Genomic DNA, 26,416 nt, shown 5'->3' with positions numbered 1-26,416 from the left:
TTTATTGCAAATTTGCACAATTTTGCATAACAATTGCGATATGAGCAATGTTCGATCCAAACGTATCAGGCAAGCCGATATTGCTGCCGCAGCCGGCGTCTCCGTTTCGACGGTGTCGCGCGTGCTGACCAATGAACCCGGAATCAGCGACATGATCCGCCAGCATATCTTCAAGGTGGCTGGTGATCTCGGCTACCCGCTGAAGACGGCTGTAGAGGCGGAGGCTGGCGGCCTGGCGCTGATCGCCAGCGATAGTGTCACAGGCGGCTTGAGCGTTTTCTACGAGGGCATTCTGGAAGGCCTGCGCGCCGGCGCCGCCGAACGCGGCATGCGCTTCGACATTCGCCTCATCCGCGAGGCCCGCACCGAACCGGATCTGGTGAAGGAATATCTGCAGGCTGCCGGCGCCGAGGGCCTCTTCCTTGTCGGCATAGATCCCTCCGAGGAGCTGTGCCGATGGCTCGAGGCAAGCGGCACGCCCACCGTTCTCGTCAACGGCACGGACCCGAAACTGCGCTTCGACGGGGTTTCACCCTCGAATTTCTTCGGCGCCTACAACGCGACGCGGCGGCTGCTCGATGCCGGCCACCGCCACATCCTGCACCTGACCGGTTCTCATCGCCAGACCATCCGCGAGCGCATCCGTGGCTTCGAGGCCGCAATCGCATCCATCGAGGGAGCGCATGGCCGTATCGTGCCGATGAACTTCCGGGGCAGTTCCAGCCAGGAGGCCCATGATACAACGGCCGCGATCCTCGCTGCGGATGAGGGCTTTACAGCCGCCTTCTGCATGAATGATTTCATTGCCGTCGGTGTGCTCGACGCCGTGACCGAAGCCGGCCTGCGCGTGCCGAAGGACTTCGCCATCGTCGGCTTCGACGACCTGCCCTGCGCGCTGATGACCAATCCCAGGCTGGCGACCATGCGTGTCGACCGCGCAGCGCTGGGGCGGGAAGCCATAAGCCTGATGATTGCCCGCTTCCGCGACCGCGATGCGCCGGCACGCCACGTTTGCCACGGCGTTCAACCGATCGCCGGCGGTACGCTTCCACCCGAAACCTGAGCCTTCCCCGCAGCGGAACCAATCGAGAGAGCCACACCGATGATCTACGACCCCGCCAGCACCAATCCGCTTGCCGGCAACCCGTTGAAGAACCTCACCGACATGCGGCGGGCGCTGACCGACCTGTTCGATCCGCTCCTGCCCTATTTCTCCGAGGGCAATGCCCGTGTCCGCATCGACGCGGCAGGCGCCCATTTCGACCGGGCGGCCGCCGATCTCGAAGGCTTCGCCCGCCCGCTTTGGGGCCTTGCGCCATTCGGCGCCGGCGGCGGCGATTTCGGTCATTGGGACCGTTATGCCGAGGGGCTCGCCAATGGCGTCGATCCCGACCATCCGGAATATTGGGGCACTGTCAACGGCCGCGATCAACGCATGGTCGAGCTTGCAGCGCTCGGCTTTGCGCTCGCGCTGGTGCCCGAAAAGATCTGGGAACCGCTCGATGCGCGAGCCCGCAACAATCTCATCGCCTATCTCAAGCATGCTCGCACCTTCGACTATGCCGACAACAATTGGAAATTCTTCCGCATCTTCGTGGATATCGCGCTCGACCGGCTCGGGGCCTCCTTCGACCGCAGCCTGACGGAGAATTATCTGACGGAGCTGGATGGCTTCTATATCGCCGACGGCTGGTATCGCGACGGCGATATCAGGCGCATCGACCATTACGTTCCCTTCGCGATGCACTTCTACGGGCTGATTTATTCCAAGCTCGTCAATGACGACCGCGCCGAGCGCTACCGCGAACGCGCCATGCTCTTCGCCAAAGATTTCCGCCATTGGTTTGCACCAGATGGCGCCACCGTCCCCTTCGGCCGCAGCCTGACCTATCGCTTCGCCTGCGCCGGCTTCTGGTCGGCGCTCGCCTTTGCCGATGTCGAGGCGCTGCCCTGGGGCGAGATCAAGGGGCTTTGCCTACGGCACCTGCGCTGGTGGGCCGACAAGCCGATCGCCAATCGCGACGGCACCCTGCCGATCGGCTATGCCTATCCCAACCTGCTGATGTCGGAAAACTACAATTCCGCCGGCTCGCCCTATTGGGCCCTCAAGGCCTTCCTGCCTTTGGCGCTTCCCGAAACACATCCCTTCTGGGCAGCAGAAGAAAAGCCGCTGGAAAATGAGCCGGCTATCGTCCCGCAGAAGCACCCAGGCATGGTGATGATGCGCAGCAAGGCCGATGTCGTGGCGCTCTCCAGCGGCCAGGAAAACCAGCAGATGCGCTTCGGCGCCGAAAAATACGCGAAGTTTGCCTATTCGGCCCGCTACGGCTTCAGCGTCGAGAGCGACGAGCGCATCTTTGCCGGCGGCGCGTTCGACAGCATGCTCGCCTTCAGCGACAACGGTCTGCATTATCGCGTCCGCGAGACCAACGAGGAGGCGAAGCTTGCCGGCGATACGCTTTACGCAAAATGGTCGCCTTATGCTGATGTGACCGTGGAGACCTGGCTCATCCCCGCCTCGCCCTGGCACATCCGCCTTCACAGGATCACTACGCCTCGGCCGCTTCAGACGGCGGAAGGCGGCTTTGCCATCGCGCGGCGCGATTTCGAGGTCGATACGCTCTCCTCCGAGACGGGTGCGGCCTATGTCATCGGCGAGGAGGATTTCAGCGGCATCCTCGATCTCGGCTCGACGACCGAGCGCAAGGGGCTGGCGCAGAAGGCGCCGCCGAACACCAACCTGATCGCTTCCAAGACGCTGGTGCCGCAGCTGCGCGCCACGATCCCATCAGGGCAAACCATTCTCGTTTCCGCAGTTCTGGCTGAAAAGGATCCCTCCTCCGTCGGCGGCATCTGGACGAAGCCGCCCGCCAGGCCCGATATCGATGCCCTGCGCGCGCTCGTGGCCGACAAGGGCATCACGGTCAGCGCCATCGAGGCGCCCGGTCGCCTGCCATGACGCAATTCGTCTCCACACGTCCCGCCATTGCCTTTGCGATGCAACCCACCCGCACGCAACACGTCCTGCCGGAGGTGCTGATCCAGCGCCTCGATACGGTCGGCCGCGTGCTGGATGCAACGCCGATGCAGCGCTTCGATGATGACCGAGCATGCAAACTGCTCGCCGAAACCGAAATCCTGATCACCGGCTGGGGCTCGCCGGCGATCGATGCCGCGGCGCTGGCGCTGGCCCCGCATCTGAAGCTGGTGGCTCATTCCGCCGGTACCGTGAAGGGCCTCCTCGGAGACAGCCTGTTCGATCGCGGCATATCGGTCAGCCATGCGGCGCAGGCCAATGCCCTGCCGGTCGCCGAATTCACGCTTGCCGCCATCATCTTTGCCGGCAAGAAGATCTTTCGCTTCCGCGATCTCTATGTCGCCGACCGCAACCGCAAACGAACGCAGCCGATCCAGGCGGAAGCCATCGGCAATTACGGCCGCACGGTCGGCATCATCGGCGCCTCGCGCATCGGTCGGCGGGTGATCGAACTGCTCGCGCCCTTCGACTACCGGGTCCTGCTCTACGATCCCATGGTCGATGAGGCAGAAGCCACGCGCCTCGGCGCCGAGAAGACCGAGCTGGACGCCTTGATGGCATCAGCCGACATCATCTCGCTGCACGCGCCGTCCCTGCCGGCGACGCGGCACATGATCGACGCCCGGCGCCTCTCGCTGATGAAAGAGGGGGCGACCTTTATTAACACCGCGCGCGGTGCTTTGGTCGACGAGGCGGCGTTGATCGCCACGCTGAAGACCGGCCGCATCGATGCGATCATCGATGTCACCGATCCGGAAATCCCGGAGGCGGATTCCGCCTTCTACGACCTGCCGAATATCTTCCTGACGCCGCATATCGCCGGCGCCGTCGGCCTCGAGCGGACCCGCCTCGGCGAGATGGCGGTCGAAGAAGCCATTCGTTTCATCGAGGGTAGGCCGCTGCTCCACGCGATCCGCCGCGAGGACATGGCGCGCATGGCATGATGCGACGCAGCAAATCCATGAAAACTCCCTGAAATCGCCCCATTTCGGCACAGGCGAACAACCCGTTTTTAATTATTCCGCGCTAGCAATCTTCTTATCGAAGAGGTTCTAGTTATGCGTACCCGCGTGCTTTCCATTCTGGCTGTGTTGCTGCTCGGCGTGCTGGCCGGTTGCGCAACCGCACCCTCGCGCACCCGCAACATCTGCGCGATCTTCGACCAGCGGGACGGCTGGTTCAACAATTGGCAGCGGGCAGCCGAACGCACGGAGCGCAAATACGGCGTGCCGGTGCCGATCCTGATGGCGACGATTTACACCGAATCCGGCTTTCGGCCACGCGCCCGTCCGCCAAGGCGATACCTGCTCGGCTTCATTCCCTGGAAGCGTCCAACGACCGCCTACGGCTATTCGCAGGCCCTCGATGGCACCTGGGACAAATACAAGCGCGAGACGGGCAACTGGACCGCGAGCCGCACCAACTTCGCCGACGCCATCGATTTCGTCGGCTGGTATCACTACCAGACGCATCTGCAGACCGGCATTCCCCTGAACGATTCCTACGATCTCTATCTCGCCTACTACTCCGGCCCGAAGGGCTATCTGCAGGGGGCATGGCGCGGCAATTCCGCCGCACTGTCCGGCGCCAAGCGCTTCAACGGCATGACCAGGATCTACGCGCAGCAGCTGCCGAGCTGCAGCTGATCGCGCGGTCGACTTCGGAGCAATTTCCGCAATACACGTAGCTGCGGGCCTAAGGCCGCGGCTCCAAGAGGTTCAAGCCGCCATCCTCGCCCCAGATGTCGGCGATCGATACCTGCTGGCCGGTGCGGCTGCTCTCCAGCGCCGCGATGCCGCAGAGAACCGACATCGCACCCGCGCGCGAACCGGCGCGTTGCTTGAGCTCGTCGTTCGGGCCGGAGCGCAGCAGCATGTTGCGCAGCCGGTCGTCGCCGCCATAGTGGCCGCCGGATGAATGCGGCACCCATATCCGCTCGACATCGCCGAAATTCTTCATGACGACGATCTCGTCCGCCGGTGGCGTCGTCCAGTGTTGCTTCTCGTATTGCCGCAGCTCGATCCGGCCCTTGTGGCCGTTGAAGGCGATGTGATGCCCTTCGATCGGCATGTAGGTATTCAAGGAATAGGAAACGTTGACGCCGTTACGATAGCGGATCGAGGCGACCATCGTGTCCGGAATGTCGATATCCTCGCGGAAGACGCAGGCATCGCGCACGTAGCCGTCGACAGTGGACGGATCCTCATAGAGGCTTTCGAGCAGCGGTGTCGCGCCGATATCGAGATAATAGTCGCACTCCTCCTTGTAGCGACAGTTACGACAGCGCTCGCCGCGGAACGGACCCTTGCGGCCGTAGTGCTTGAGATCGGCAAAGGCTGCGACCGTTTCCGGATCGGAATCCAGATACCAGTTCAGCAGATCGAAATGGTGCGTCGCCTTGTGGACGAAGAGACTGCCGGAATTTTCGACGAATGCATGCCAGCGGCGAAAATAGTCGGCGCCGTGGCTGGTGTCGAGATACCAATGGAAATCGACTGACGTGACATCGCCGATAACGCCGGAATTGATCAGCTCCTTGATCTTTGCCGCCGTCGGCGCGAAGCGATAGTTGAAGGAGACATCCAGCCGCTTGCCGGTGCGCGCCTCGGCATTGAGAATGCGCTTGATCTTGTCGACCGTCGTCGTCATCGGCTTTTCGCTGATGACGTTGGCGCCGGATTCCATCGCCTTGACGATCAGATCGTCATGGCTGGAATCGCGGGTGCAGACGATGACGAGATCCGGTTTCTCGACCCGCAGCAGCTCATCGAAATCGGTATAAACAGGCACCGACGCGCCGATATAGTCGAGCGCCCGCTTGGCCCGCATGGCGTTGAGGTCGCAGACTGCAACGAGTTCGACCTCGTTGCTCCAGCGCTCGACCAGATCCTTGCCCCACATGGTCGCGCCGCGATTGCCGGTACCGACCAGAACGTAGCGTTTCTTCGATGACTGCATCTGCTCCTCCAGAATCTGTGATGGCGATGGTCAGGCTAGTCCGGGTTTGGCCGCACCTTGCTGCCTGGGCGCTGCATCAAAGACAAAACGAGCCTGACCTTAACCAGAGTCCTATTTCAGCGATGCCTCCATCGCCGTCCAGTCCGGCTCCACGGACGAACCAAGCCCGACGGCACTGATAACGGAACCGATCGCAAGCTGCCCGCCCTCGATCCGCAGCCGCGTCCGGCCGTTGCTCACGCGATAGAGATCGGAATGGGCCCGGGCGAAAGCCGCCTGCTCGGCGTCCGGCGCGCCGGCCATGCCATCGACATAGTGATGGCCGTTGCGCTCGATATGCGTCATGCCGATCAGCGAAGCGAGCGCCAGGTCCTGCTGCACGGCAAGGCCGCCCTGCGTCGTCAGATCCTCCGCCGACATGAAATAGGGTATGCCGTCCTCGGTGCTCCATTTGGCGACGCGTGCCCGGTTCAATAGCGAGCGATAGAAACCCTTGCAGGACTTCGAGGAAATGCCGGTATAACCGAGCCCTCTGGCGGTAACGAAGGCATCGATATCGGCATCGGATTCATCGATCTCCACCGGCTTGAAGGCGGCAAGCGCCTTTACCGGCTTCTCAAAAGCGTGGGCGCGCGCGATCGGCTGCTCGACGAACAGGATCGAAGCGGCGAAACGCGCCAGCCTCGGCTCCTCCTTTATGCGGGCGAGCAGATCCGCGACCGCCTCGGCGGATGAAAACTGCTCATTGCCGTCGAGCGTCACCGAGTATGCAGGCACCTTGGCGTCGATGACAGCAGCAACACGGCAGAGACGGTCGATATCGGCATCGGGAGCGCCCGAGACCTTGACCTTGAAGAAGGTCAGGCCATAGGCGTCGATCGCCTCCTCGAAGCTCTCCGGCAGGCCGTCGTTCAGACGGTCATCTACCGGAATATCGCCCGGCACGATCGCATCGACCAGACCGACGGTGTGGCGGGCAGCGAGGCTTCCGGCGGGTTCCAATGTCGACAGGAAGCCGGAAAGATCGAAACCGGAAAGATCGTGCGCTGTCGCAGAGTCGATACCGGGCCGGTTCGCCCTGATCGCCTGCGCAACCGTCAGCCCTTCCAGCCGGCAGAGCGCATCGAGGATCGCCCTGTTGGCGAGCGCAAGACCGAAAGAGGCGACGAGGCCGTTCAGCTTTTCAGCCGCAGCCCGCGCATGATGGGTTGCCTCGACGGCGGCATGCAGCCCAAACGCCGTTCCAAGGCCCGCGCCTCGCAGGGCATCGAGTGCCAGCGCCAGCGAGCGGCGCAGCTGATTTTCATTGTCGGCATTGGAAAGCTCGGGCGATTTGTCGAACCATTTCGGCACCATCAACTCGGCGGCCATCCCCCCAGCCGAACGGCCGCTCGCATCCTCGATGCGCACTCGCAGGAAAATCTGCCGCGCCTCCCGCAAGGTCGCAGCCCCGAAACGGAAGGGAAGCCGCAATTTGACCGGGCGCTCGAATGCCTCGGCCTCGACAAGCCTGATCTTCAATGACTCTGTCATGATGGTTGGGTGCTTTCTTCGAAGAAATCGATCGTCTGCGCCTGACCGGCACTCCAGACAGGCTTCGACGTGTTGGTCCGATGCTGTATCCAACAATGCATCAGGCTACCGAGCGCCTGAGCCGGCCCGAAGAGACTATCGAGCAGGTAGCGCCGGTGGCAAATCGTATCGGGAATGATGCCAACGCCCTTCATGATGTCTCCTCCCTGCCCGATTCCCTCCAGAATCAGGAAAAGCAAATGCTTGGTCGCCCAAGCAATGTAACCATATGGTTACAAGATCGCGCGATCACTCCGGCCTTGTCAACCGCCTTTTGAAAATTTCTCTGAAGGCTGGAGAGCCATGGGCTCTCGGGACACGCTATGCCCGGATGGAGGCAAGGGTCACCTCTACGATATGTTCGCCCCAGGCATTGAGCGCGTCCGGGCTGGTCAACTTGCGCGCAAAAATCGTCGACAAGGTGTGACGGTTGGACAGGTAGAAGAAACCGAGTGCCGCGATCGTCAGATAGACGGATACGGGATCGACGGCGGACCGGAACACGCCGGCCGCCTCGCCGCGGCGCAACACATCTGAAAGCTCATCGATGAAATGCGAATGCATCTCCAGCACCCTGTCCGATCGCTGCAGATAGTGTGCCTGATGCAGATTTTCGGTCACGAGCAGGCTTAGAAACTCGGGATGCGCGAGAAAATGCCGCCAGGTGAACAGCGCAAGTTCCCGCATTCCCTCTTCGGGGTCGCGGCGGGCGAGATCGAGATGCTTTTCGGCGTTGCGGATCGCCGCATAGGTCGCCTCCAGTACGGCGAGATAGAGCCCCTCCTTGTCGCCGAAATAGTGGTAGAGCATCCGCTTGTTGGTCTGCGCCCGCGCCGCGATCGCATCCACCCGGGCGCCGCCGAAGCCATGCGCGGCAAACTCTTCCGTCGCTGCTTCCAGGATCGCGGCGTGGGTCCGTTGCGGATTGCGCGACACTTTTTTCGACCGTATTCGTACAGCCTCCACGATCCCGGCTTGCGCTGACTTTTCAGTCTCTTGCCTCTCCCTGGCGGTCATGACTAACCTCCTCCCGCATCGATCTTTCCCGCGAGGGGCGCCACCGGCTCTCGCAGACGTCGTTTTGATTGTGACACGATTGACGCTTGACAGCGGTCGCATTTCTATCCAACTTGTAACCAAATAGTTATATCATGCAAAGCAGTTCGTAAATCATCGGTTTACTGGGGAGGAGACCAGGATGACTTTGACGATCGACCGCCGGCAGCTCATTGCCGGCATGGCAGCTACGCTAGCTTTCAGCAGTATCGGACTTTCCCGCGCCCATGCGGCAACGGCGATGCGCCTTCTTTGGTGGGGATCGAAGGAGCGAAGCGATCGCACATTCGCAGCCGTCAAGGCCTATCAGGCCAAGAATGCCGATGTCACCATCGCCGGCGAGTCCTTCGGCTGGGACAGCTACTGGACGCGTCTCGCCACGCAGACGGGCGGCGGCAATGCGCCCGATCTCATCCAGATGGACTATCGCTATATCTTCGAATATGCCCGCCGCGGCGCGCTGCTAGACATGACGCCCTATCTCGGCAAGAGCCTCGCGATCGAGGATTTCGGCCCGGCCAATATCGATTCCGGCAAGGTCGACAACAAGATTTACGGCGTCAATCTCGGCGTCAATTCCTCGATGGTCGTCGTCAATGCGGCGGCCTGGACCGAAGCTGGCGTCGAGCCGCCGCATGACGGCATGACCTGGGAACAGCTCGGCGATGCCTGCGCCAAGGTGACATCAGCCAAGAAGCGCCGCGGCTTCTATGGCACTGCGGATGCGAGCGGCGGAGAGCCGGCCTTCGAATGCTGGCTGCGCCAGCGCGGCAAGGCGCTCTATACCGCCGACGGCAAGGTGGCCTTCGAGGCCAAGGATGCCACCGAATGGTTCGACTTCTGGGGACATATGCGCAAGATCGGCGCTTGCGTTCCGGCCGATGCACAGGCGCTCGACCAACAGACCCTCGAAACCGACATGCTCGTGACCAAGAAGGCAGCCGTCAGCTACGCCCATTCCAATCAGTTCGTCGCCATTCAGGGTCTGGTCAAGGAAAAGCTCAATATCGTTTCCTATCCGGTCCCCGGTGCTGACGGCAAACCCGGCCAGTACCTGAAGCCGTCGATGCTGATGTCGGTTTCGGCGACCTCTGCCAACAAGGACGCTGCCGTCGCTTTCGTCAATTACCTGGTGGAGGATCCGGAGGGCGCCAAGGCACTCGGCGTCGAGCGCGGCGTTCCGCCGTCGACAAAGATCCGCGATCTCCTGACCCCGGATCTCGATGCGACGAGCAAGCAGGTCGTCGACTATATCGGCCGACTGACGCCGCATGTCGGAGCGCTGCCGCCGTCTCCGCCGAACGGCGCCGGCGAGAATGCATTCCTGCTGAAAAAGATCGCCGAGGAAGTGGCCTTCGGCAAGACCAGCGCGCAGGACGCCGGGACGAAGTTCACCGAACAGGCAGCAGCAAACGTTACGCGAGGCTGATACCGTGGGTACAAACAGCAAGAGCGTTGCCGGCGGCTTGGCCGTCGGCGTGCGCGCGCCGATGCGCGTGGAAACCACCTACAAGGCGCCGAGCGCATTTTCGCGCAACGCGCCGGGCTATCTCTTTCTCCTGCCATGGTTCATCGGCTTCTTCGGACTGACCCTCGGACCGGCGATTGCGTCGCTCTACCTGTCCTTCACCGACTACAATCTGCTCCAGTCTCCGAACCTGGTCGGATGGGATAATTACGTGCGCATCGCCACGGCGGACGACAAGTTCCTGTCGTCGATGAAGGTGACGCTGTTCTACGTGGTCTGCTCCGTGCCGCTGAAGCTTGCCTTCGCGCTCTCGGTAGCGCTGCTGCTCAACCGAGGCATTCGAGGCCTTCCCGTCTATCGCGCCATCTTCTACCTGCCGTCGCTGCTCGGCTCCAGCGTCGCCATCGCCGTCCTGTGGCGGCAGATCTTCGATGCCGACGGCATCATCAACACCCTGCTCTGGTATGTCTTCGGCATCAACGGCCCGAGCTGGATCTCCAATCCGGACTATTCGCTCTATACCCTGATCATCCTGGCAATCTGGCAGTTCGGCTCGCCGATGATCATCTTCCTGGCGGGCCTCAGGCAGATCCCGACCGATCTCTATGAAGCCGCCAGCCTCGATGGCGCCTCCAAGAGGCGGATCTTCTTCAAGATCACCCTGCCGCTGCTGACGCCGGTGATCTTCTTCAATGCGGTGGTTCAGACCATCGACGCATTCAAGGCCTTCACGCCGGCCTATGTGATTTCCTCCGGCACCGGCGGCCCGATCGATTCGACACTGTTCTATACACTCTACCTCTATCAGGAAGCCTTCGGCTATTTCCGCATGGGCTATGCCGCCGCACTCGCCTGGATCCTGGTGATCATCATCGCGATCTTCACCACCTTCTCCTTCCTCTCCGCTCGTTATTGGGTTCATTACGATGACTGACGCGAAGCTCACCCATTTTGCCGAGGATATGAACCCGCCGCGCGAGCGTCCCTGGTTCGTCTCCGTCCTCATCCACATCGCCCTCGTCGCCGCGTCGATCGTGATGCTCTATCCGCTGCTGTGGATGCTTTCCGGCTCGATCAAGGACCAGAACGAGATCTTCGGCACGGCATCGCTGATCCCGTCACACTTCGACTTCAGCTCCTATGCCCGCGGCTGGTTCGGCGGTCAGGTCACCTTCGGCACCTTCGTCTGGAATTCGGTTGTTATCGCCGTGCTCTCGGTCATCGGCAACGTGATCTCCTGCTCGCTGGCGGCCTATGCCTTCGCGCGGCTGGAATTCTGGGGCAAGAATTTCTGGTTCGCTTTGATGCTCGGCACGCTGATGCTGCCCTACCACGTCACGCTGATCCCGCAATATATCCTCTTCCTCAAGCTCGGCTGGGTGAAGACCATGCTGCCGCTGGTCGTGCCGAAATTTCTCGCTGTCGACGCCTTCTTCATCTTCCTGATGGTGCAGTTCTTCCGCGGCATCCCGCGCGAGCTGGACGAGGCCGCCATGATGGACGGCTGCAGCCCCTGGCGCATCTACTGGCGCATCATGCTGCCGCTGTCGCTTCCCGTTCTGGCGACGGCCGCCATCTTCTCCTTCATCTGGACCTGGGACGATTTCTTCGGGCCGCTGATCTATCTCTCCGACATCAATACCTACACGGTGCAGCTCGGCCTGCGCTCCTTCGTGGATTCCACAGGAAGTTCCGACTGGAGCAGCCTGTTCGCCATGTCGAGTCTCTCGCTGATCCCGGTCTTCCTGATCTTCCTCTTCTTCCAGAGGCTGCTGATCGACGGCATCGCGACCGCCGGCCTCAAACGCTGATTATGAACCTCGCAGCCCCGAATACCCAAGATTCGGGACGGCGAACCAACAAACCTACGAAAGGAAATGTCGCATGAGCGCGCTGCGCTTCGCCGCCATCGGCCTCAATCACGATCACATTTACGGCCAGGTCAACGTCATGCTGCGGGCCGGCGCGGAACTGGTCGCATTCCATGCCATCGAGGACGACCTTGCCGCCGTCTTCGCCGAGCGCTTTCCGCAGGCGAAACGCGTTGCCGACAGAAAAGAAATCCTGGAGGACCGCTCCATCGCGCTGATCGTCAGCGCGGCGATTTCCAGCGAACGGGCGGGCCTTGCCATCGAGGTGATGCGCCACGGCAAGGACGTGATGCTCGACAAGCCCGGCATGGTGACGCTGGATCAGCTCGCCGAGGTGCGCAGGGTGCAGGCCGAAACCAAGCGCATCGTCTCCATTCTCTATTCCGAGCATTTCGAGACGGCATCGACCGTCAAGGCCGGCGAGCTGGTCAAGGCCGGCGCCATCGGCAAGGTCATCCACACGACGGGCCTTGGGCCGCACCGGCTACGCAAGCCGACCCGGCCGGAATGGTTCTTCGACCGCAAGCGCTACGGCGGCATCATCACCGACATCGCCTCGCATCAATGCGAGCAGTTCCTGTTCTTCGCCGGCTCGCTCGAGGCCGAGGTGTTGTCGGCAACCGTGTCCAACCGCGCCAATCCCGAGACGCCCGGGCTGCAGGATTATGGTGATGTCCACCTGCGCACGCCTGACGTGACGGGCTATGTCCGCGTCGACTGGTTTACGCCGGACGGCCTTTCCACCTGGGGCGACGGCCGCCTCTTCATCGTCGGCACCGAAGGCACGATCGAGCTGCGCAAATATATCGACGTTGCCGGCCGCCCCGGCACCGATCATCTCTTCCTCACCGACCGCAAGGGCATGCAGCATATCGACTGCGCCGGCCTTGATCTGCCCTACGGGCGGCAGTTTGTAGCCGACATCAGGGACCGCACCGAAACGGCGATGGGCCAGGACCATTGCTTCAAGGCCATGGAGCTGGCGCTGAAGGCGCAGGCGCTTGCCGAAGCAACATCGCTCAACAGCATCCAAAGGTAATCCGCATATGTCCGACATAAAGAAAGTCGCGATCATCGGTCTGGGTATCGGCCGCTCCCACATCGTCGAAGGCTATCTGCCTCATTCCGATCGCTTCGAAGTTGCCGTCCTCTGCGATCTCAACGAGGAGCGCCTGAACGCGGTCGGCGACGAATTCGGCATCGGCAAGCGCATCAAGGATTTCTCCGAAGTCCTTGATATGTCCGATATCGACATTATCGATATCTGCACGCCGCCCGGCTCGCATTTCGAGCTCATCATGCAGGCGCTCGCAGCCGGAAAACATGTGGTCTGCGAAAAGCCGCTTGTGGGATCGCTCGCCGATGTCGATGCCGTCATCGCCGCCGAGAAGACGGCCAAGGGCAAGCTGATGCCGATCTTCCAGTATCGCTACGGCGACGGCATCCAGAAGGCCAAGCGCATCGTCGACGCCGGCATCGCCGGCAAAGCCTATGTCGCCACCTCCGAAACCCATTGGGTGCGTGGCGCCGATTATTATGCCGTCCCCTGGCGCGGCAAATGGGCGACGGAGCTTGGCGGCGTGCTGATGACGCATTCCATCCATCTGCACGACATGCTGACCTATCTGATGGGACCGATCGCAGGCCTCTTCGGCCGCGTCGCGACGAGGGTCAACGACATCGAGGTCGAGGATTGCGCCAGCGCCAGCCTGCTGATGGAAAACGGCGCGCTCGCCACCATCAGCGCCACGCTCGGCTCGCAGGAGCAGATCAGCCGCCTGCGGCTTGCCTTCGAGAATGTGTTGATCGAAAGCAACCACGAGCCCTACAGCCCCGGCCAGGACCCCTGGAAGATCATCCCGGCCAATGACGAAATCGCCGCGAAGATCGATGCGCTGCTGACCGACTGGACGCCGATTCCCAACCGCTTCAACTCGCAGATGAAGCTGTTCCACGAGGCGCTAATATCAGGTGGACCGCTGCCGGTGACGACAGCCGATGCCCGCCAGGCGCTGGAACTGGTCACGGCATTCTATGAATCATCGGAAACGCGCACCGAAGTCCGCTTTCCTGTCGGACCGGAAAGCGCAAAATACAAGAGCTGGAGGCCGTCATGAACGTTGCCCCGTCAGCCATCAGGACGAACAAGGAGGAAGCGCCCATGGCGACAAGTGTCTCGCTGCAGAAGGTTATCAAGCGCTATGGCGAACTCCAGGTCGTCCACGGCATCGATCTGGAAATCGAACCGGGGGAATTTACCGTTTTCGTCGGCCCATCCGGCTGCGGAAAATCAACGCTTCTGCGCATGATTGCCGGGCTGGAGCCGATTTCCGGCGGCGGTCTTTATCTCGACGGCAGCCGCATGAACGATGTTCCCGCCTCCAAGCGCGGCATCGCCATGGTCTTCCAGTCCTATGCGCTCTATCCGCATATGTCGGTCTATAAAAACCTCGCCTTCGGCCTGGAAACGGCTGGCATGAAGAAGCAGGACATCCAGCCGCGCGTCGAAAAGGCCGCCGAGGTCCTGCAGATCACGCAGCTTCTCCAACGCAAGCCGAAACAGCTCTCCGGCGGCCAGCGCCAGCGCGTCGCCATCGGCCGCGCCATCGTGCGTGAACCCAATATCTTCCTCTTCGACGAACCGCTTTCGAACCTGGACGCCGAGCTGCGTGTCCAGATGCGCGTCGAGATCGCCCGCCTGCACCAGCGGCTCGGCAACACCATGATCTACGTCACGCACGACCAGACCGAGGCAATGACCATGGCCGACAAGATCGTCGTGCTCAACGGCGGCAAAATCGAGCAGGTCGGCGCACCGCTCGACCTCTATAACAAGCCGAAGAACAAGTTCGTGGCCGGCTTCATCGGCTCGCCGAAAATGAACTTCCTCGACGCCAAGATCGTCGCCTCCGACGACGGCTCCGCCGTCATCGACCTCCACGGCCAGACAGTTCGCCTGCCGCGCCGGCTGGGCGGCATCCGGCCCGGAGAGAACGTGACACTCGGCGCGCGCCCCGAACATCTGAACGTCGGCGATCGCGGTCTGGCGCTCGGCACCGCCGGCGTCGATCTCGTGGAGCATCTGGGCGGCCAGACGATCCTCTACGCCACGCTGCAAGGCGGCCAGACGCTGACGGTGGCATTGGAAGATCAGCAGGCCATCCGCGCCGGAGAAACGGTCAACATCCGCATCGATCCCGAACGCTGCCACCTGTTCGGACCGGATGGCGCAACGCTGTAAGGGAAGCTGACGCGCGCAGGGGTTATCCCGCCCGCCAGGGGCGAGATAGGGCTCCGCATTCGCCGCACCTTGGTCACACTTCGACGATTCGCCGGCTACCGACAGCGCGGATCTGACCCATCGGAACGGCGTCGGCCGGTATTCCCGCACGCCGGTGAAGCCGAACACGCCGGCTGCCGTCCGGCGGGAGATGAAACCAGTCATCCTCTGCCCGATAGGCCTCGAAATCGATCTGCACCGATTGCGCAAGCCGATCGCTGCGAAGATCCAGAAACCAATCCTCGCCCTCCTGCAGGACCGATGCTGCAATCTCGGCGTCGTGGAATGCGGCCGCCCTACCGAGGGGGTAATGAAACGCTTCCGCAATCAGCGCGCCGGTACCGGGTGCCGTCAGCCGCGCCACCGTCACATCATGCGACGGCGGGCCAAAGCGAAAGGCGTAGCTCGTGTCGAAAAAGGCGCCGAAGAGATCCGTGCAGGCAATCTTCTGCTTGGAGCGGGCTTCGACTACCAGTTCGCGGCTACCGCCCACCACTCTCTGACGGCCATCGCGCAGGCAGGAAACCTCGAGCGCGATATCAAGCGCCGCATCGCTCTCGTTGATCACATGCACATCAAGGCCGTTGGTGCCCTCGTCTGTCAACAGCACCTGCACGGGCCGGAAGGCGCGGCGCAACGCATACCATATCGGCTTGGGCTCGCCGGTCGAATCGATCACACCCCAACCCGCGCCGGGCAACAGATCCTGCAGCGTCCAGACAAGCGCGCCGTTGCAACCCGAACCTTGCCGCCGCCACTCGGCATAGGTCTCTTCCGCGACCTCGCCGGTCACCGCGCGGGAAAGGCCGAGATAGAGATCGGGGTCCTCCCGCCGCAATCGGTTGGGTTCGAAGCCGTAGAGTTCCTCAAGGTAATGATCGCGCATATCTTCGAAATCCCAGGATGCGCCACGATCGCGTGGCACGCGCTCCTTCCATAGCGGGCTATGAACAGCCGGAACGGGCAGATGCCGGATGAGCGTGCGGGCCTGCGGCACATGCGCGAATGCCAGGCTCTCGGCCGCAAAGCGGACATCGGCGCGGCGCGCATCGGCGAGCGGCCGCATGTAGGCGCCGACGCCGTAGTAATGCGTCACGCCGGCATTCGGAGAAAACGGCATGGCGCCGCCGGACGGCGAGTTGACGACATAGGGCACATCGGGCCGAAGCGATTGCACGACCGGCGGGATGATGTCCTCGACAATCGGGCTTTTCCAGAACTGTTCGGGCAGGCCCATCATCGCCGCCTGCTGATGGATCTCGCTGCCGCCGCAAAGAACGGCAAGCGAAGGCGACAGGCGCGTACGGCCAAGAAGCTGCGCCACCTCCGCCTCGACATGGGCGTTGAAAGTCTTGTCGTTCTTCGGGTAGTCGAAATTGGCGAACATGAAATCCTGCCAGACCAGCAGGCCGAGTTCGTCGCAGAGGCGGAGGAAATCCGGCGCCTCATAGGCCATGGTGCCGCCGATGCGGATCATGTTCATGCCGGCCTGCGCCGCCAGCCGCAGCCAGGGTTCGTAATCCTCGCGGCCGCCGGGCAGGCGCACGATGTCGGCCGTCGTCCAGACCGCGCCGCGGCAGAAAATCCGCTCGCCGTTGATGACAACAGCAAAATCCTGCCCATCGGCGCCACGATCGACTGACAGCCGTCGAAAGCCGGTGTTTCCGAGGGGATATTCCGCGCCGTCGATGACAAGCGCGACGTCATATAGGTATGGTGCGCCATGCGTATGCGGCCACCATGGCTCCGCACCGGGAATTTTCAGGATGGCGTTGTAGCGGCCGGGACTGTCCAGCTCGAAAGCCTGCTCGACCTCACCGCAGCGCAGGACGATCTCCCCGGCATCGCCCTCGATCGAAAGCGATGCATAGAGCCGGCCTTCGCCATCATCGAGCAAGTCCGGCCGCAGGGAGAGATCGCGGACGACAGGCGCGCTCGGGCGCAGAAGGGAAACCGGTCGCCATGGGCCAACGGCATGGATCTCCGGACACCAGCCGGGCATGTGGCCGAGCAATGTCGTGCGCACGAAGCGGAGGCCCTGCGGCGTGATCATCTGCGGCCGCCAGCGGGCGCGGGGACCCTGCTCCGAAAGCCTTGGCCCCAGAGCGCGGAAGCACAGCGCCAGCTCGTCGCCGCCGAGCAGGCTCACGGCGATATCATGGGCTTCGAACATGCTTTCGGAGACGAGGATTTTCTGACCGTTGAGGAAGACCTCGCAGAGTGTCGCCAGCCCTTCCAGCCGCAGCACCGCATCGCCGGCATCCACATCCACCATGCGACAAATATACCAGGCATCCCGGTCGTTGAGGATGTGAGGTTTCGCGCGGTCGAAGAGCCCGGCCTTTTCCAGCGCCTCGGCCACGGTGCCCGGCACCGGCGCGGGGATCAAGCCGGCCGAAAAGGGCACGTCGGAAGGCAAGGCACAGGTGCCCGCATCCGTCAGGACCAGATTCCATCCTTCGCTCAGCCGCATTCCGCCGCCGATATCAGCCAAGCGCCCGCCCATGACATCTTTCCGGGGGATTTCCCCGCCCCACATCTATCCCGAAATCGCCGAGCCGTTTCGCAACCGAACGGCAGCCGGTCAGAGCTTCCGTTCAAGCAGCCCCATCATGGCATCCCACGCATCGGCCGCCGGATCAAGCGCCGTCCGCAATGGCTCGAATTTCTTGCGCGTAATGGCGCGGGCAAGCTGGAACTGCACCGATTTCGCCGCTTCGGAAATCCGTCGCGCTTCGACGGCAGCGTCGGAGAAATCCGCCGTCAGCCAGTCCAGATGGCTGCCCGCGAGCTCGAAATTGGCGCCGAGCTGGCGCAGCGTGTTGAAGGCATATTTATGGAAGAAGCCGAAAGGCCGCTCGGCAACCGCTTCGACCTGCACGGGAAAGACCTCGGCAAAGGCGCGGATAGGATTGGCCTGCGGACGGCGGCGGAAATGGAAGGACAGCAGCTGCCGCGATGTTTGCCGGACGGCGGATTCTCCCGGTGTCTTGTCGGGAAATTTCGCGAATTCCGTATAGGGCAGGAACGGCAGGTCGTCTTCCGTCAGCTGCAGCTGGAACAGCCCGTCGAAATCTTCACCTGAGAGGCGGAAGAAGCCGCCATTGTGGAAATAGTCGATTGTACGGCCGTCCATATCGAGCCGGTTGATCGCGACAGTCGTCTTGCCATGCTCGCGGCGATAACCGACGCCCTGCGTATCAGGCATGAAGAAGGAGTCCATCTCCACCAGGCAGAGCCGGCCGCGGCCGATCTGCTCGCCGACGTGATGCTGGACCTTGTCGTAGATCGCAAGCTCCGTGCAGCGGATGCCGTAGAGCGCTTCGAGATCTTCGAGCGGCACCTTAAAGAAAGTGAACTGGTCGCCCTCGAAATCCTGGCCCAGCGTGAAGCCAAGCATGGCTTCCGGCTGAAGCTTCAGGCTCGAGAGCACTTCGATCCACAGATCGATGTAGCAATTGGTCTCCGGCCACATGCGTTCGCTGTCGTGCAACGCATGTGGCTTGTAGGTGGCGGGATCCAGTCCCTGGAAAACGGCAGCCATGGAAGCGATCAGCCCCACAGCGTCTTGCGCACGCTCTCGGGCCATTCCTTGACGTCGAGACCATGGTGGTGGAAGAGCGCCAGCGCAATGCGCTCGAGGCCGAAGCCGACGCAGGCGGTATGCGCAACGCTACCGTCAGCGAAGTTCAAACCCCATTTCGTCCCAAAGGCGTCCTGGTGATAGTTGAAGCTCATACAGGCCGTCGGGTTGGCTGTCGAGGTGATCGGGATCAGCAGTTCGAACTTCAGGTTCTGGTCGCGCTGGTTGTTGGCGAGCATCTTGCCGGCGCGGCCGAAGAAGGGATCGTTGGCAACGTCGATGGTCACGTCGAGGCCGACGGCCTTCATCATCTCGATGCCGCGATCCATCCAGCTTTGGCGGAAATCCGTCACATGCTTGTCGGTGCCCATGCAGACATATTCGCGCATGCGGAAGAGCTGCTGGCGGGCCGGATCCTTGGATGGCTCGTGACGGAAGCAGTAGGACTGCAGATCAAAGAGCGCGCCGCTTTCCGACAGAGCGCCGCGCTTGGCAACGGTCGGATAAAGCGGATAGCAGGCCGCCGGCGTCAGCACGATATCGGTCGCCTGCTGGTCTTTCGTCCAGTCGTCGCCGACTTCCATGCACTTCAAGAGGCTCATATGGTCGAGTTCGCTGCCGCAGAAGCTGTGCACCGTGCCGGCGAGCTGCGGGAAGCTCTTCATGTAGCCGCTCTTTTCGAAAAAGGCGCGGTTCATGCCCGGCGGAAAGCGGATGGCCTCGGCGCCATCGGCGCCGCCGAATTTGTCGATCAGCCGCTCGAAGGCGGCAATGACGTCTTCGAACTGACCGCTGCGCCCGTAGAGACCGTCAACGCCGGTGTCGATCAGAAGACCAGAATCAAAAAGACGATCGAGAAACGAGGATTTCATATCCATTACGATTACCCCAACAGGCTTGTATCTTGTTTGTGGACGAGCAGCATGGTCGACGTGTTGCCGAGAATGCGATCATTCGAGATCATCAATTGAGCGGAGTGCGCATCGCGCAGATGGCGGCCGAGGCTGTAGGGCGTGCCATTCTTGTAGCCCATGATGCCGCAGATCAGCATGGCGTGGTTGATGATCGGCAGGATCATCTCCGACGACGCGATCTTGACGTTGTTCATCGCGACGGCAAAGGCCATCGAAGACAGCCGATCGGCATCAACCTTGGCCTCTTCATAAACCTTAAGACCGGCAACGACATTCGACTTCACCATCTGCAGCAGACTGGAGACTTCCGCCAGCCGCAATGCACCCGGCGGCTGCGTGCCCGGCGATTTGCGGGCCGCTGCGCGCACGAAAGCCTGAGCACGGGCAACGGCATCGGCCGCAATGCCGTACCAGACGCCGCTCCAGAGCAGATGCGAGCTCGCCAGCATCGATTGCGCGGCGATCTCGGCAAACGGCTTCGGCAGGATCTGCACGGCCGGCGCCTCGCCCTTGAACAGGAAGCCGTCGGAGCAGGTGCCGCGCATGCCGAGCGTGTTCCACTCGACCGTGCGTTCAATCCTATACTGATCCCTAAGGAAAACCGTCAGCACCTGGTCGGAAGAAGCCGCCTCGGCGTGGCTGCGGGATGTGATCAGGATCGCATCGGCATGGGCGCCATAGGAAATGACGGTCGCATCCTTTTCCAGGAAGCAGGTATCGCCCTCGACCTTGATGGCGCAGATGCTGTTGCGCAGATTGCCGCCAATGCCGCCTTCAGTCGTCGCCGAGGCCAGCAACAACTGCTCGCTCGCAATGCGGCGCATGAAATCACGGTGCCAATCGCTGTCGGCGCCATGCTCGACCAGGCTCGAAAGCTTGATCTGATGCATGGCGAAAACCATGGCGCTGGCCGCGCAGGCCTGGCCGAGGATCGAGCAAAGCTCGGCGATTTCAGTGATCGATGCGCCCTCGCCGCCAAGAGCGGCCGGGATCTGGATGGATAGCAATCTCTCGGCGCGCATCGCGTCGACGGCTTCGCGCGGGAACCGGCCCTCGGCATCGACGGCATCGGCGTGTTGGCTGGCGATCGCGGCGACGCGCGCGGCACGTACCGCCGGTCCGTCTCCCGTCCCAACCTCAAGCAAAGCGACCGCCACGCTCATCATGCAACCTTCCGGCTGTCCAGGATCATACCGACAGTCTTTTCGATGGCGGCAATGCTGGCGAAGGACTTGCGGTTCAGCAGATTGTCGGGAAACTCAACGTCAAAAGCCTCTTCGATGCCGAGCATCAGCTGTACGGAAGCAAATGAGGACAATCCCGTGACATAGAGATCGGCATCATCGGCAATCCCATCGACAGCAACGGGAAGCGCACCGAATTTGGTCAGCAAATCGCGAATCGTCTTATTCATAATCTTGTCCCTTCTGGCAATGGCAAGCATAACTGCAGTTACGCAGTCTTATCGTCAGCCAAGAAGTAACGGGCAAAATAGAACATTCCGCTAATCGACGTGGTAAATACAATTGGGATATACTTCTAGAAAATTCGCATATTCAACATTTTTCTAAATGAAGTTTACCATCTGTAAGCCATGCAAGGCAGCGTTTACAGGCAAATATTAAGATGCTCTAATATTTTCGCGTATTCGATTTGTGAATAGGCACCACCGGCAATAAGGTTAATGTGCCAACTTCGCCAATACGTTTTATTCAAAAAATCTCATAACAAGCATAGCGGCAGAGTAAAACGGCAGCCCCGGATCTATGGATCGGGCGGGTAGACGTGCTCGCCGCCGCGATAATCCGAAATCGAGTAGCAACCCTCGCTGACCTCGCGAACCGAACTCTTGCCGATATCCGCCTTGCCGTGGCCGCCGGGAATATCGAGAATATAGGTGGGCTGGCAGAGGCCGGAAATGCGGCCGCGCAGAGCCGAAACGATCGCCTGGCCTTCGGCGATCGTCAGGCGAAAATGGCTGGTGCCGGGCGCCAGATCGGGATGGTGCAGGTAATAGGGCTTCACCCGCGTTTCGACGAAAGCCTTCATCAGGGTTGCCAGCACATCCGGATCGTCGTTGACGCCCTTCAGGAGCACCGATTGGCTGATCAGCACGATCCCGGCATCGACCAACCGGGCGCAGGCAGCGCGCGCCTCACCCGTCAGTTCCCGCGGATGATTGGCATGCAGCGCCACATAGATGGTCTTGCCGCTAGCCTTCAGTGCCGCGATCAATGCCGCATCGATCCGCAAGGGATCGACAACGGGAACGCGCGTGTGGAAGCGGACGATCTTCACATGATCGATATCGGCCAACTGCCGCAAGATCTCTTCGAGCCGGCGCGGCGAAAGAACCAGCGGGTCGCCGCCGGTGAGAATGACCTCCCAGATCTCGCTGTGACCGCGGATATAGGCAAAGGCGGCATCGAGCGCCTCGCCGTCGAGCGTCCCGAGACCTTGTGGCCCGACCATCTCGCGGCGAAAGCAGAAGCGGCAATAGACCGGGCAGACATGCACGGCCTTCAGCAGCACGCGATCCGGATAGCGATGGACGATGCCTTCGACGGGGCTATGGGCATGATCGCCGATCGGATCGGCGCGCTCTTCCGGCGTGACGGCAAGTTCAGCCATGTCGGGCAGGAATTGCCGGGCGATGGGATCGGCTGGATCGGTGCGGTCGATCAGCCGCGCAACGGTCGGTGTCAGCGCCACCGCATATCGCTCCGTCACCGCCTCCAGCGAAATCGCCTGATCGGCATCGATCAATCCGGCACGCTCGAGTTCGCTGATATTCCTGATCGGACGCATCGAATTCATACGCCGAACTCCGCAACCGGCGCCCAGAGCACCTGCTCGATCCGCGAGGCCCCGGTTGCCAGCATGACGAGCCGATCGAAGCCGAGCGCGATGCCGCTTGCGTCAGGCATGACGGCAAGCGCCTCCAGAAAATCCTCGTCGAGCGGATAGGTTTCGCCATAGACGCGCTGCTTTTCCGCCATCTCGATTTCGAACCGCCGCCGCTGCTCGTCGGCATTGGTCAGTTCACCGAACGCATTGGCAAGCTCGACTCCACAGGCATAGAGCTCGAAACGTTCGGCGACACGGTGATCTCCAGCGGAGGGCCGGGCAAGCGCGGCCTCGGAGACGGGATATTCATCGAGGATCGTCGCACGGCCGAAGCCGAGATTGGGTTCAACCTTCTCGACCAGCACCCGGCTGAAGAGATCGGGCCACACGTCATCTTTGGCGACGCGTATGCCGACCCGCCGCATGTCCGCCGCCAGGCGCTCCGGGTCCGTGGATCCGTCCATGCCGATGGAGGCAAAAAGATCGATGCCGGCGTAACGTTCGAAAGCCGCTGCGACGCTGATACGCTCCGGCGTGAGGAAAGGATCGGTCTCGGCGCCGCGATAGGTCAGCTTTTTTGCCCCGACCGTCTCGGCTGCCAGCGCCAACAGCACAGAACAGTCGGCCATCAGGGCCTCGTAGCTTTCCCCAGCCCGATACCATTCCAGCATGGTGAATTCCGGATGGTGCAGCGGGCCCCGCTCACGATTGCGATAGACATGGGCAAAACAGGCGATGCGCTCCTCACCGGCCGCGAGCAGCTTCTTGCAGGCAAACTCCGGCGACGTATGAAGATAGAGAGGTGATGCCTTGCCGTCCGTCGTCAGCGCCTCGGTCTCGAAGGCATGGAGATGCGCCTCGTTGCCGGGCGACACCTGCAGCGTCGCCGTATCGACCTCGATGAAGTCGTTGCGCGCGAAGAAACCCCGCAGAGCCGCCTGGATGGCGTTACGGCCAATGAGAAACGGCCGCCGGTCCGCATGGACATTGCGGGTCCACCAAGGAGACGCCTTGCTCGTTGTTGGCTTCATTCCTAGCTTTCTTCAGGGCGCAGGCCGCGTTGGGGGTGGCAATTTCCATTGATTTAGGGTAGTTGCGCCCCCAAGCAAACAATTGCTGCGTCTCGGAGAGCATTTAGACAGTCCCTCTACGACGCAAAACACAGCGTTACAAGGAAGTCTTATGGTCAAGGTCATCGCCTCTTCGGTCCGCAAGGGCAACGTTCTCGACGTCGACGGCAAGCTCTACGTCGTTCTCACCGCCGCGAACTTTCATCCGGGCAAGGGTACGCCGGTTACCCAGGTCGATATGCGCCGCATCGTTGACGGCGTTAAGGTGTCCGAACGCTGGCGCACCACCGAGCAGGTCGAGCGCGCCTTCGTCGAAGACGTGAACTTCCAGTACCTCTATGAAGACGGCGAAGGCTTCCACTTCATGAACCCGGCCAACTACGATCAGGTGGTCGTCGATGTCGAAACCATGGGCGACCAGAAAGCCTATCTGCAGGAAGGCATGACCTGCGTCCTGTCGATCCACGAAGGCATTCCGCTCGCGCTCCAGCTGCCGCGCCATGTCACGCTTGAGATCACCGAGACCGAACCGGTCGTCAAGGGCCAGACGGCATCCTCGTCCTACAAGCCCGCCATCCTGTCGAACGGCGTGCGCACCATGGTGCCGCCGCACATCAACGCCGGCACCCGCGTCGTCATCGCCACGGAAGACAATTCCTACGTCGAGCGCGCCAAGGACTGAGCCTCGGCCGCTTGCCTGCATGAGAAACGCCTCGTCGCCAAGACGGGGCGTTTTAGTTTCAGCGGCTGGCGTCGCCATGGCCGGACATGCACGCTTCCGAAGCAAAGTTACGGCGCGTTGGCCTTCTTCGTATCCCTGACCGTTGCCTCTGCGGGTACGGCCGCCGGTGGCGTGGCGGCGGCCACATCATCCTCGTCGCGCGATACCAGTGCCTGCAGGTGCAGGACGCGAGGGGACATGGCATGAAGATAGGCTTCGTTGCGGCCGATATAGATCACGGTCACGTCGGTCAATTCCGCCAGCAGCGCTGAAAACTGCGCCTGAATTTCCGCCTCCAGCCCTTCCATGGCGTCGTCGAGGACTACCCATTTCGGCTTCGCCAACAGCAGATGCGCAAAGCCGACGGCCTTCTGCTCCTCGATATCAAGCAGCCGGTCCCAGCGGGCTTGCGTGTCCAGACGGCTCTTGAGGCGACCAAGGCTCACCTTGTCCATCGCGGCCTCGACCGCGGCCTCGTCGTAGACATCCCGATCCTCAGGGAAACAGATCGCCTCCCTGAGCGTGCCGCTCGGCACATAGGGTGTGTGCGGCATGAACAGAACGTCTTCCATCGGCGGCAGGCTGACGGTGCCGGAGCCGCTATACCATTGATGCGCCAGCACCTCGAACAGCAGCCGGCGGTTCACGCCGTGATCGCCGTTGACCATGATGTGTTCGCCGGCATTGATCGTCACCGTCCCCTCGGCGATCCGGAAGCCGTTCTCGGTCGCCTCGTCGCTGGTCCTGGTGGAGATCTCCATGTCGGTCCATACCATCGTGCCGGGCGCGGCCTTCTCGAAGACGAGGGTGTGCGGCATCGGCGTCTTGTCGTCCATCTCCGTCAGTGCCTTGCGGAAATCGGTGACGCGCATCAGCGTGGCGCGCCATTCGGCGATCGGTCCGAAATTGGCAACATACCAGCGCAGGGCCGAATTGACCTGATTGAAGGCGCCGACTGCCACCATGAGCTGGCCGAAGGTCAGCCCGCCGGAGAAATAGGCGGGCGCAGCCACGAGGATGGGGATGATCAGCACCAGCCAGCCGTAGCCGGCGGAAACCCAGGTGAGATTGGTATTGGCGATCGCAAGCTGGCGGATGACGGCGAGCACGGCGGAAATATCGACATTGATCCGCCGGCGTTCATTCTCTTCGCCGCCGGCAATGGTGATCGCCGGCATATGCTCGTTGGCATGCATGAGCGCGAAGCGCAGCTCGGCTTCCTTCGAATAGCGATCGGCATTCAGCCGCACCAGCCGGCGGCCGACGAACTGGCTGAGGAACGATGCCGAACCGGCATAGAGGATCGCCGCCCAGACCATATAGCCGGGGACGGAGAAGCTTGCACCCCTGAAATGGAAGACCATGCCGCTCGACAGTTCCCAAAGCACGCCGATGAAGCTCAGCAGCAGGATCGTCGCCTGCACCAGGCCGATCGCCAGACCCGTCGTGCTTTCGGCGAGATTGCGGGCATCCTCATGGAGCCGCTGGTCTGGATTGACGCCGATCAGGCCGGAGGAGGCAAGGCGAAGCGCACGCTTGGCCTGCAGCCATTGGTTCACCAGATCCCTTGCCAGGCCCTCGCGCATATAGAGCGCGGTCATCTGGTTCAGCCATGCCTGGATGACGTTGAGGACCAGAAGCGAGCCGGCAATGATGCCGAAGACGCCAAGCTGGTGGAAGAAGGCGGAGGTATCGCGCCTTGCCAGCGAATCGTAAAAAGGAGCGTTCCAGCTGTTGAGCAGCACCTGGACATAGGCGGTGACCAGGATAATCAGGAAGAGCGCTACGGTCAGCGAAATGATCTTGATGCGTACCGGCGAATTCCAGAAAGCCGAGAACATCATCCTCAGCCGAAAGAAAAGACTCAAATCGTAACCGACCTGCTCGTTTCCCTGGATATTCGGCTTGGCTTGCGCTTCAACTGCCATCAGCACTTCCCTGCGACGCACGTCCCGTCAGTTAATCAAGACCCGCCCTCATGTCCACCCTTGCAACAGATTGGTGCGATCACGTTCCTATATACACGGTTTCACGCCTTG

Annotated in this window: 23 protein-coding genes; 11 read left to right on the top strand and 12 right to left on the bottom strand. The window is 61.6% G+C overall.

Annotation, left to right across the window (positions count from 1 at the left end):
• Positions 1 to 40: 40 nt before the first annotated feature.
• From FHT29_RS14740 to FHT29_RS14725, 4 genes are all read left to right on the top strand, one after another.
• A complete protein-coding gene (locus tag FHT29_RS14740) occupies positions 41 to 1,063 on the top strand; it encodes a LacI family DNA-binding transcriptional regulator (RefSeq protein ID WP_047553898.1) in 1,023 nt (340 codons plus the stop codon).
• Positions 1,064 to 1,102: 39 nt separating this feature from the next.
• A complete protein-coding gene (locus FHT29_RS14735; RefSeq protein ID WP_047553901.1) occupies positions 1,103 to 2,959 on the top strand; it encodes a DUF2264 domain-containing protein in 1,857 nt (618 codons plus the stop codon).
• Positions 2,956 to 3,981, top strand: a complete 1,026-nt coding sequence (locus FHT29_RS14730) for a hydroxyacid dehydrogenase (protein ID WP_047553904.1) — start codon at positions 2,956 to 2,958, stop codon at positions 3,979 to 3,981. The genes FHT29_RS14735 and FHT29_RS14730 overlap by 4 nt, the downstream gene beginning before the upstream one ends.
• 114 nt (positions 3,982 to 4,095) lie before the next feature.
• Positions 4,096 to 4,683: a transglycosylase SLT domain-containing protein gene (locus tag FHT29_RS14725; RefSeq protein ID WP_037195951.1), complete on the top strand. Its 588-nt coding sequence runs from the start codon at positions 4,096 to 4,098 to the stop codon at positions 4,681 to 4,683.
• 49 nt (positions 4,684 to 4,732) lie between these two features.
• Here the strand turns inward: FHT29_RS14725 and FHT29_RS14720 are convergent, their stop codons facing one another.
• The 4 genes from FHT29_RS14720 to FHT29_RS14705 all read right to left on the bottom strand — a co-directional run bounded on the left by FHT29_RS14720 (position 4,733) and on the right by FHT29_RS14705 (position 8,584).
• Positions 4,733 to 5,995 carry a Gfo/Idh/MocA family oxidoreductase gene (locus tag FHT29_RS14720; protein WP_047553907.1) on the bottom strand — a complete coding sequence of 421 codons (1,263 nt, stop codon included), beginning with the start codon at positions 5,993 to 5,995 and terminating at the stop codon, positions 4,733 to 4,735.
• A gap of 111 nt (positions 5,996 to 6,106) precedes the next feature.
• Positions 6,107 to 7,528, bottom strand: a complete 1,422-nt coding sequence (locus FHT29_RS14715; protein WP_047553910.1) for a mandelate racemase — start codon at positions 7,526 to 7,528, stop codon at positions 6,107 to 6,109.
• Positions 7,525 to 7,722, bottom strand: coding sequence for a hypothetical protein (locus FHT29_RS14710; protein ID WP_131511885.1), 198 nt, complete (start codon positions 7,720 to 7,722; stop codon positions 7,525 to 7,527). Before FHT29_RS14710 ends, FHT29_RS14715 begins: the two co-directional genes overlap by 4 nt.
• A gap of 166 nt (positions 7,723 to 7,888) precedes the next feature.
• Complete coding sequence (locus FHT29_RS14705) at positions 7,889 to 8,584, bottom strand: TetR/AcrR family transcriptional regulator (RefSeq protein WP_047553917.1); 696 nt, start codon at positions 8,582 to 8,584, stop codon at positions 7,889 to 7,891.
• Between the two features lie 181 nt (positions 8,585 to 8,765).
• Between FHT29_RS14705 and FHT29_RS14700 the strand changes: the two genes are divergently transcribed.
• The 6 genes from FHT29_RS14700 (at position 8,766) to ugpC (ending at position 15,203) form a co-directional block, all read left to right on the top strand.
• Positions 8,766 to 10,052: an ABC transporter substrate-binding protein gene (locus tag FHT29_RS14700; protein WP_047553920.1), complete on the top strand. Its 1,287-nt coding sequence runs from the start codon at positions 8,766 to 8,768 to the stop codon at positions 10,050 to 10,052.
• 61 nt (positions 10,053 to 10,113) lie between these two features.
• On the top strand, positions 10,114 to 11,025 hold the full coding sequence (locus FHT29_RS14695; RefSeq protein WP_063835585.1) for a sugar ABC transporter permease: 912 nt from the start codon (positions 10,114 to 10,116) through the stop codon (positions 11,023 to 11,025).
• 28 nt (positions 11,026 to 11,053) lie between these two features.
• Positions 11,054 to 11,902 carry a carbohydrate ABC transporter permease gene (locus FHT29_RS14690; protein ID WP_173412154.1) on the top strand — a complete coding sequence of 283 codons (849 nt, stop codon included), beginning with the start codon at positions 11,054 to 11,056 and terminating at the stop codon, positions 11,900 to 11,902.
• A gap of 73 nt (positions 11,903 to 11,975) precedes the next feature.
• A complete protein-coding gene (locus FHT29_RS14685; protein WP_037195923.1) occupies positions 11,976 to 13,001 on the top strand; it encodes a Gfo/Idh/MocA family oxidoreductase in 1,026 nt (341 codons plus the stop codon).
• Between the two features lie 7 nt (positions 13,002 to 13,008).
• Entirely contained in the window at positions 13,009 to 14,079 is a 1,071-nt protein-coding gene (locus FHT29_RS14680) for a Gfo/Idh/MocA family oxidoreductase (RefSeq protein ID WP_047553923.1), read from the top strand.
• 44 nt (positions 14,080 to 14,123) lie between these two features.
• Positions 14,124 to 15,203, top strand: coding sequence for a sn-glycerol-3-phosphate ABC transporter ATP-binding protein UgpC (ugpC, locus tag FHT29_RS14675; RefSeq protein ID WP_037196172.1), 1,080 nt, complete (start codon positions 14,124 to 14,126; stop codon positions 15,201 to 15,203).
• Between the two features lie 73 nt (positions 15,204 to 15,276).
• Here ugpC and FHT29_RS14670 read toward each other — a convergent pair whose 3' ends face one another.
• From FHT29_RS14670 to epmA, 7 genes are all read right to left on the bottom strand, one after another.
• Positions 15,277 to 17,748: a glycoside hydrolase family 2 protein gene (locus tag FHT29_RS14670; protein ID WP_168599793.1), complete on the bottom strand. Its 2,472-nt coding sequence runs from the start codon at positions 17,746 to 17,748 to the stop codon at positions 15,277 to 15,279.
• 78 nt (positions 17,749 to 17,826) lie between these two features.
• Positions 17,827 to 18,786, bottom strand: coding sequence for a DUF1839 family protein (locus FHT29_RS14665; RefSeq protein ID WP_080760453.1), 960 nt, complete (start codon positions 18,784 to 18,786; stop codon positions 17,827 to 17,829).
• An 8-nt stretch (positions 18,787 to 18,794) separates the two neighbouring features.
• A complete protein-coding gene (locus tag FHT29_RS14660; protein WP_047637699.1) occupies positions 18,795 to 19,703 on the bottom strand; it encodes an amino acid--[acyl-carrier-protein] ligase in 909 nt (302 codons plus the stop codon).
• A gap of 5 nt (positions 19,704 to 19,708) precedes the next feature.
• Complete coding sequence (locus FHT29_RS14655; protein ID WP_037196170.1) at positions 19,709 to 20,902, bottom strand: acyl-CoA dehydrogenase family protein; 1,194 nt, start codon at positions 20,900 to 20,902, stop codon at positions 19,709 to 19,711.
• Complete coding sequence (locus FHT29_RS14650) at positions 20,902 to 21,153, bottom strand: acyl carrier protein (RefSeq protein ID WP_037196168.1); 252 nt, start codon at positions 21,151 to 21,153, stop codon at positions 20,902 to 20,904. Before FHT29_RS14650 ends, FHT29_RS14655 begins: the two co-directional genes overlap by 1 nt.
• Positions 21,154 to 21,503: 350 nt before the next feature.
• On the bottom strand, positions 21,504 to 22,556 hold the full coding sequence (locus FHT29_RS14645) for a lysine-2,3-aminomutase-like protein (RefSeq protein WP_047553930.1): 1,053 nt from the start codon (positions 22,554 to 22,556) through the stop codon (positions 21,504 to 21,506).
• Positions 22,553 to 23,617 carry an EF-P lysine aminoacylase EpmA gene (epmA, locus tag FHT29_RS14640; protein ID WP_047553932.1) on the bottom strand — a complete coding sequence of 355 codons (1,065 nt, stop codon included), beginning with the start codon at positions 23,615 to 23,617 and terminating at the stop codon, positions 22,553 to 22,555. Before epmA ends, FHT29_RS14645 begins: the two co-directional genes overlap by 4 nt.
• 151 nt (positions 23,618 to 23,768) lie before the next feature.
• On the opposite strand from epmA, the gene efp reads away from it, so the two are divergent.
• Positions 23,769 to 24,338, top strand: a complete 570-nt coding sequence (gene efp / locus FHT29_RS14635; RefSeq protein WP_037195905.1) for an elongation factor P — start codon at positions 23,769 to 23,771, stop codon at positions 24,336 to 24,338.
• A 107-nt stretch (positions 24,339 to 24,445) separates the two neighbouring features.
• On the opposite strand, the gene FHT29_RS14630 is transcribed toward efp, so the two are convergent.
• Positions 24,446 to 26,305, bottom strand: coding sequence for an ABC transporter ATP-binding protein/permease (locus FHT29_RS14630; RefSeq protein ID WP_037195903.1), 1,860 nt, complete (start codon positions 26,303 to 26,305; stop codon positions 24,446 to 24,448).
• Positions 26,306 to 26,416 lie beyond the last annotated feature (111 nt).

The sequence above is a fragment of the Rhizobium sp. SG741 genome (assembly GCF_012275435.1).
Classification (GTDB): domain Bacteria; phylum Pseudomonadota; class Alphaproteobacteria; order Rhizobiales; family Rhizobiaceae; genus Rhizobium; species Rhizobium lusitanum.
The sequence above is the reverse complement of the archived record's forward strand: the minus strand, read 5'-3'. Positions and strand labels throughout refer to the sequence as shown.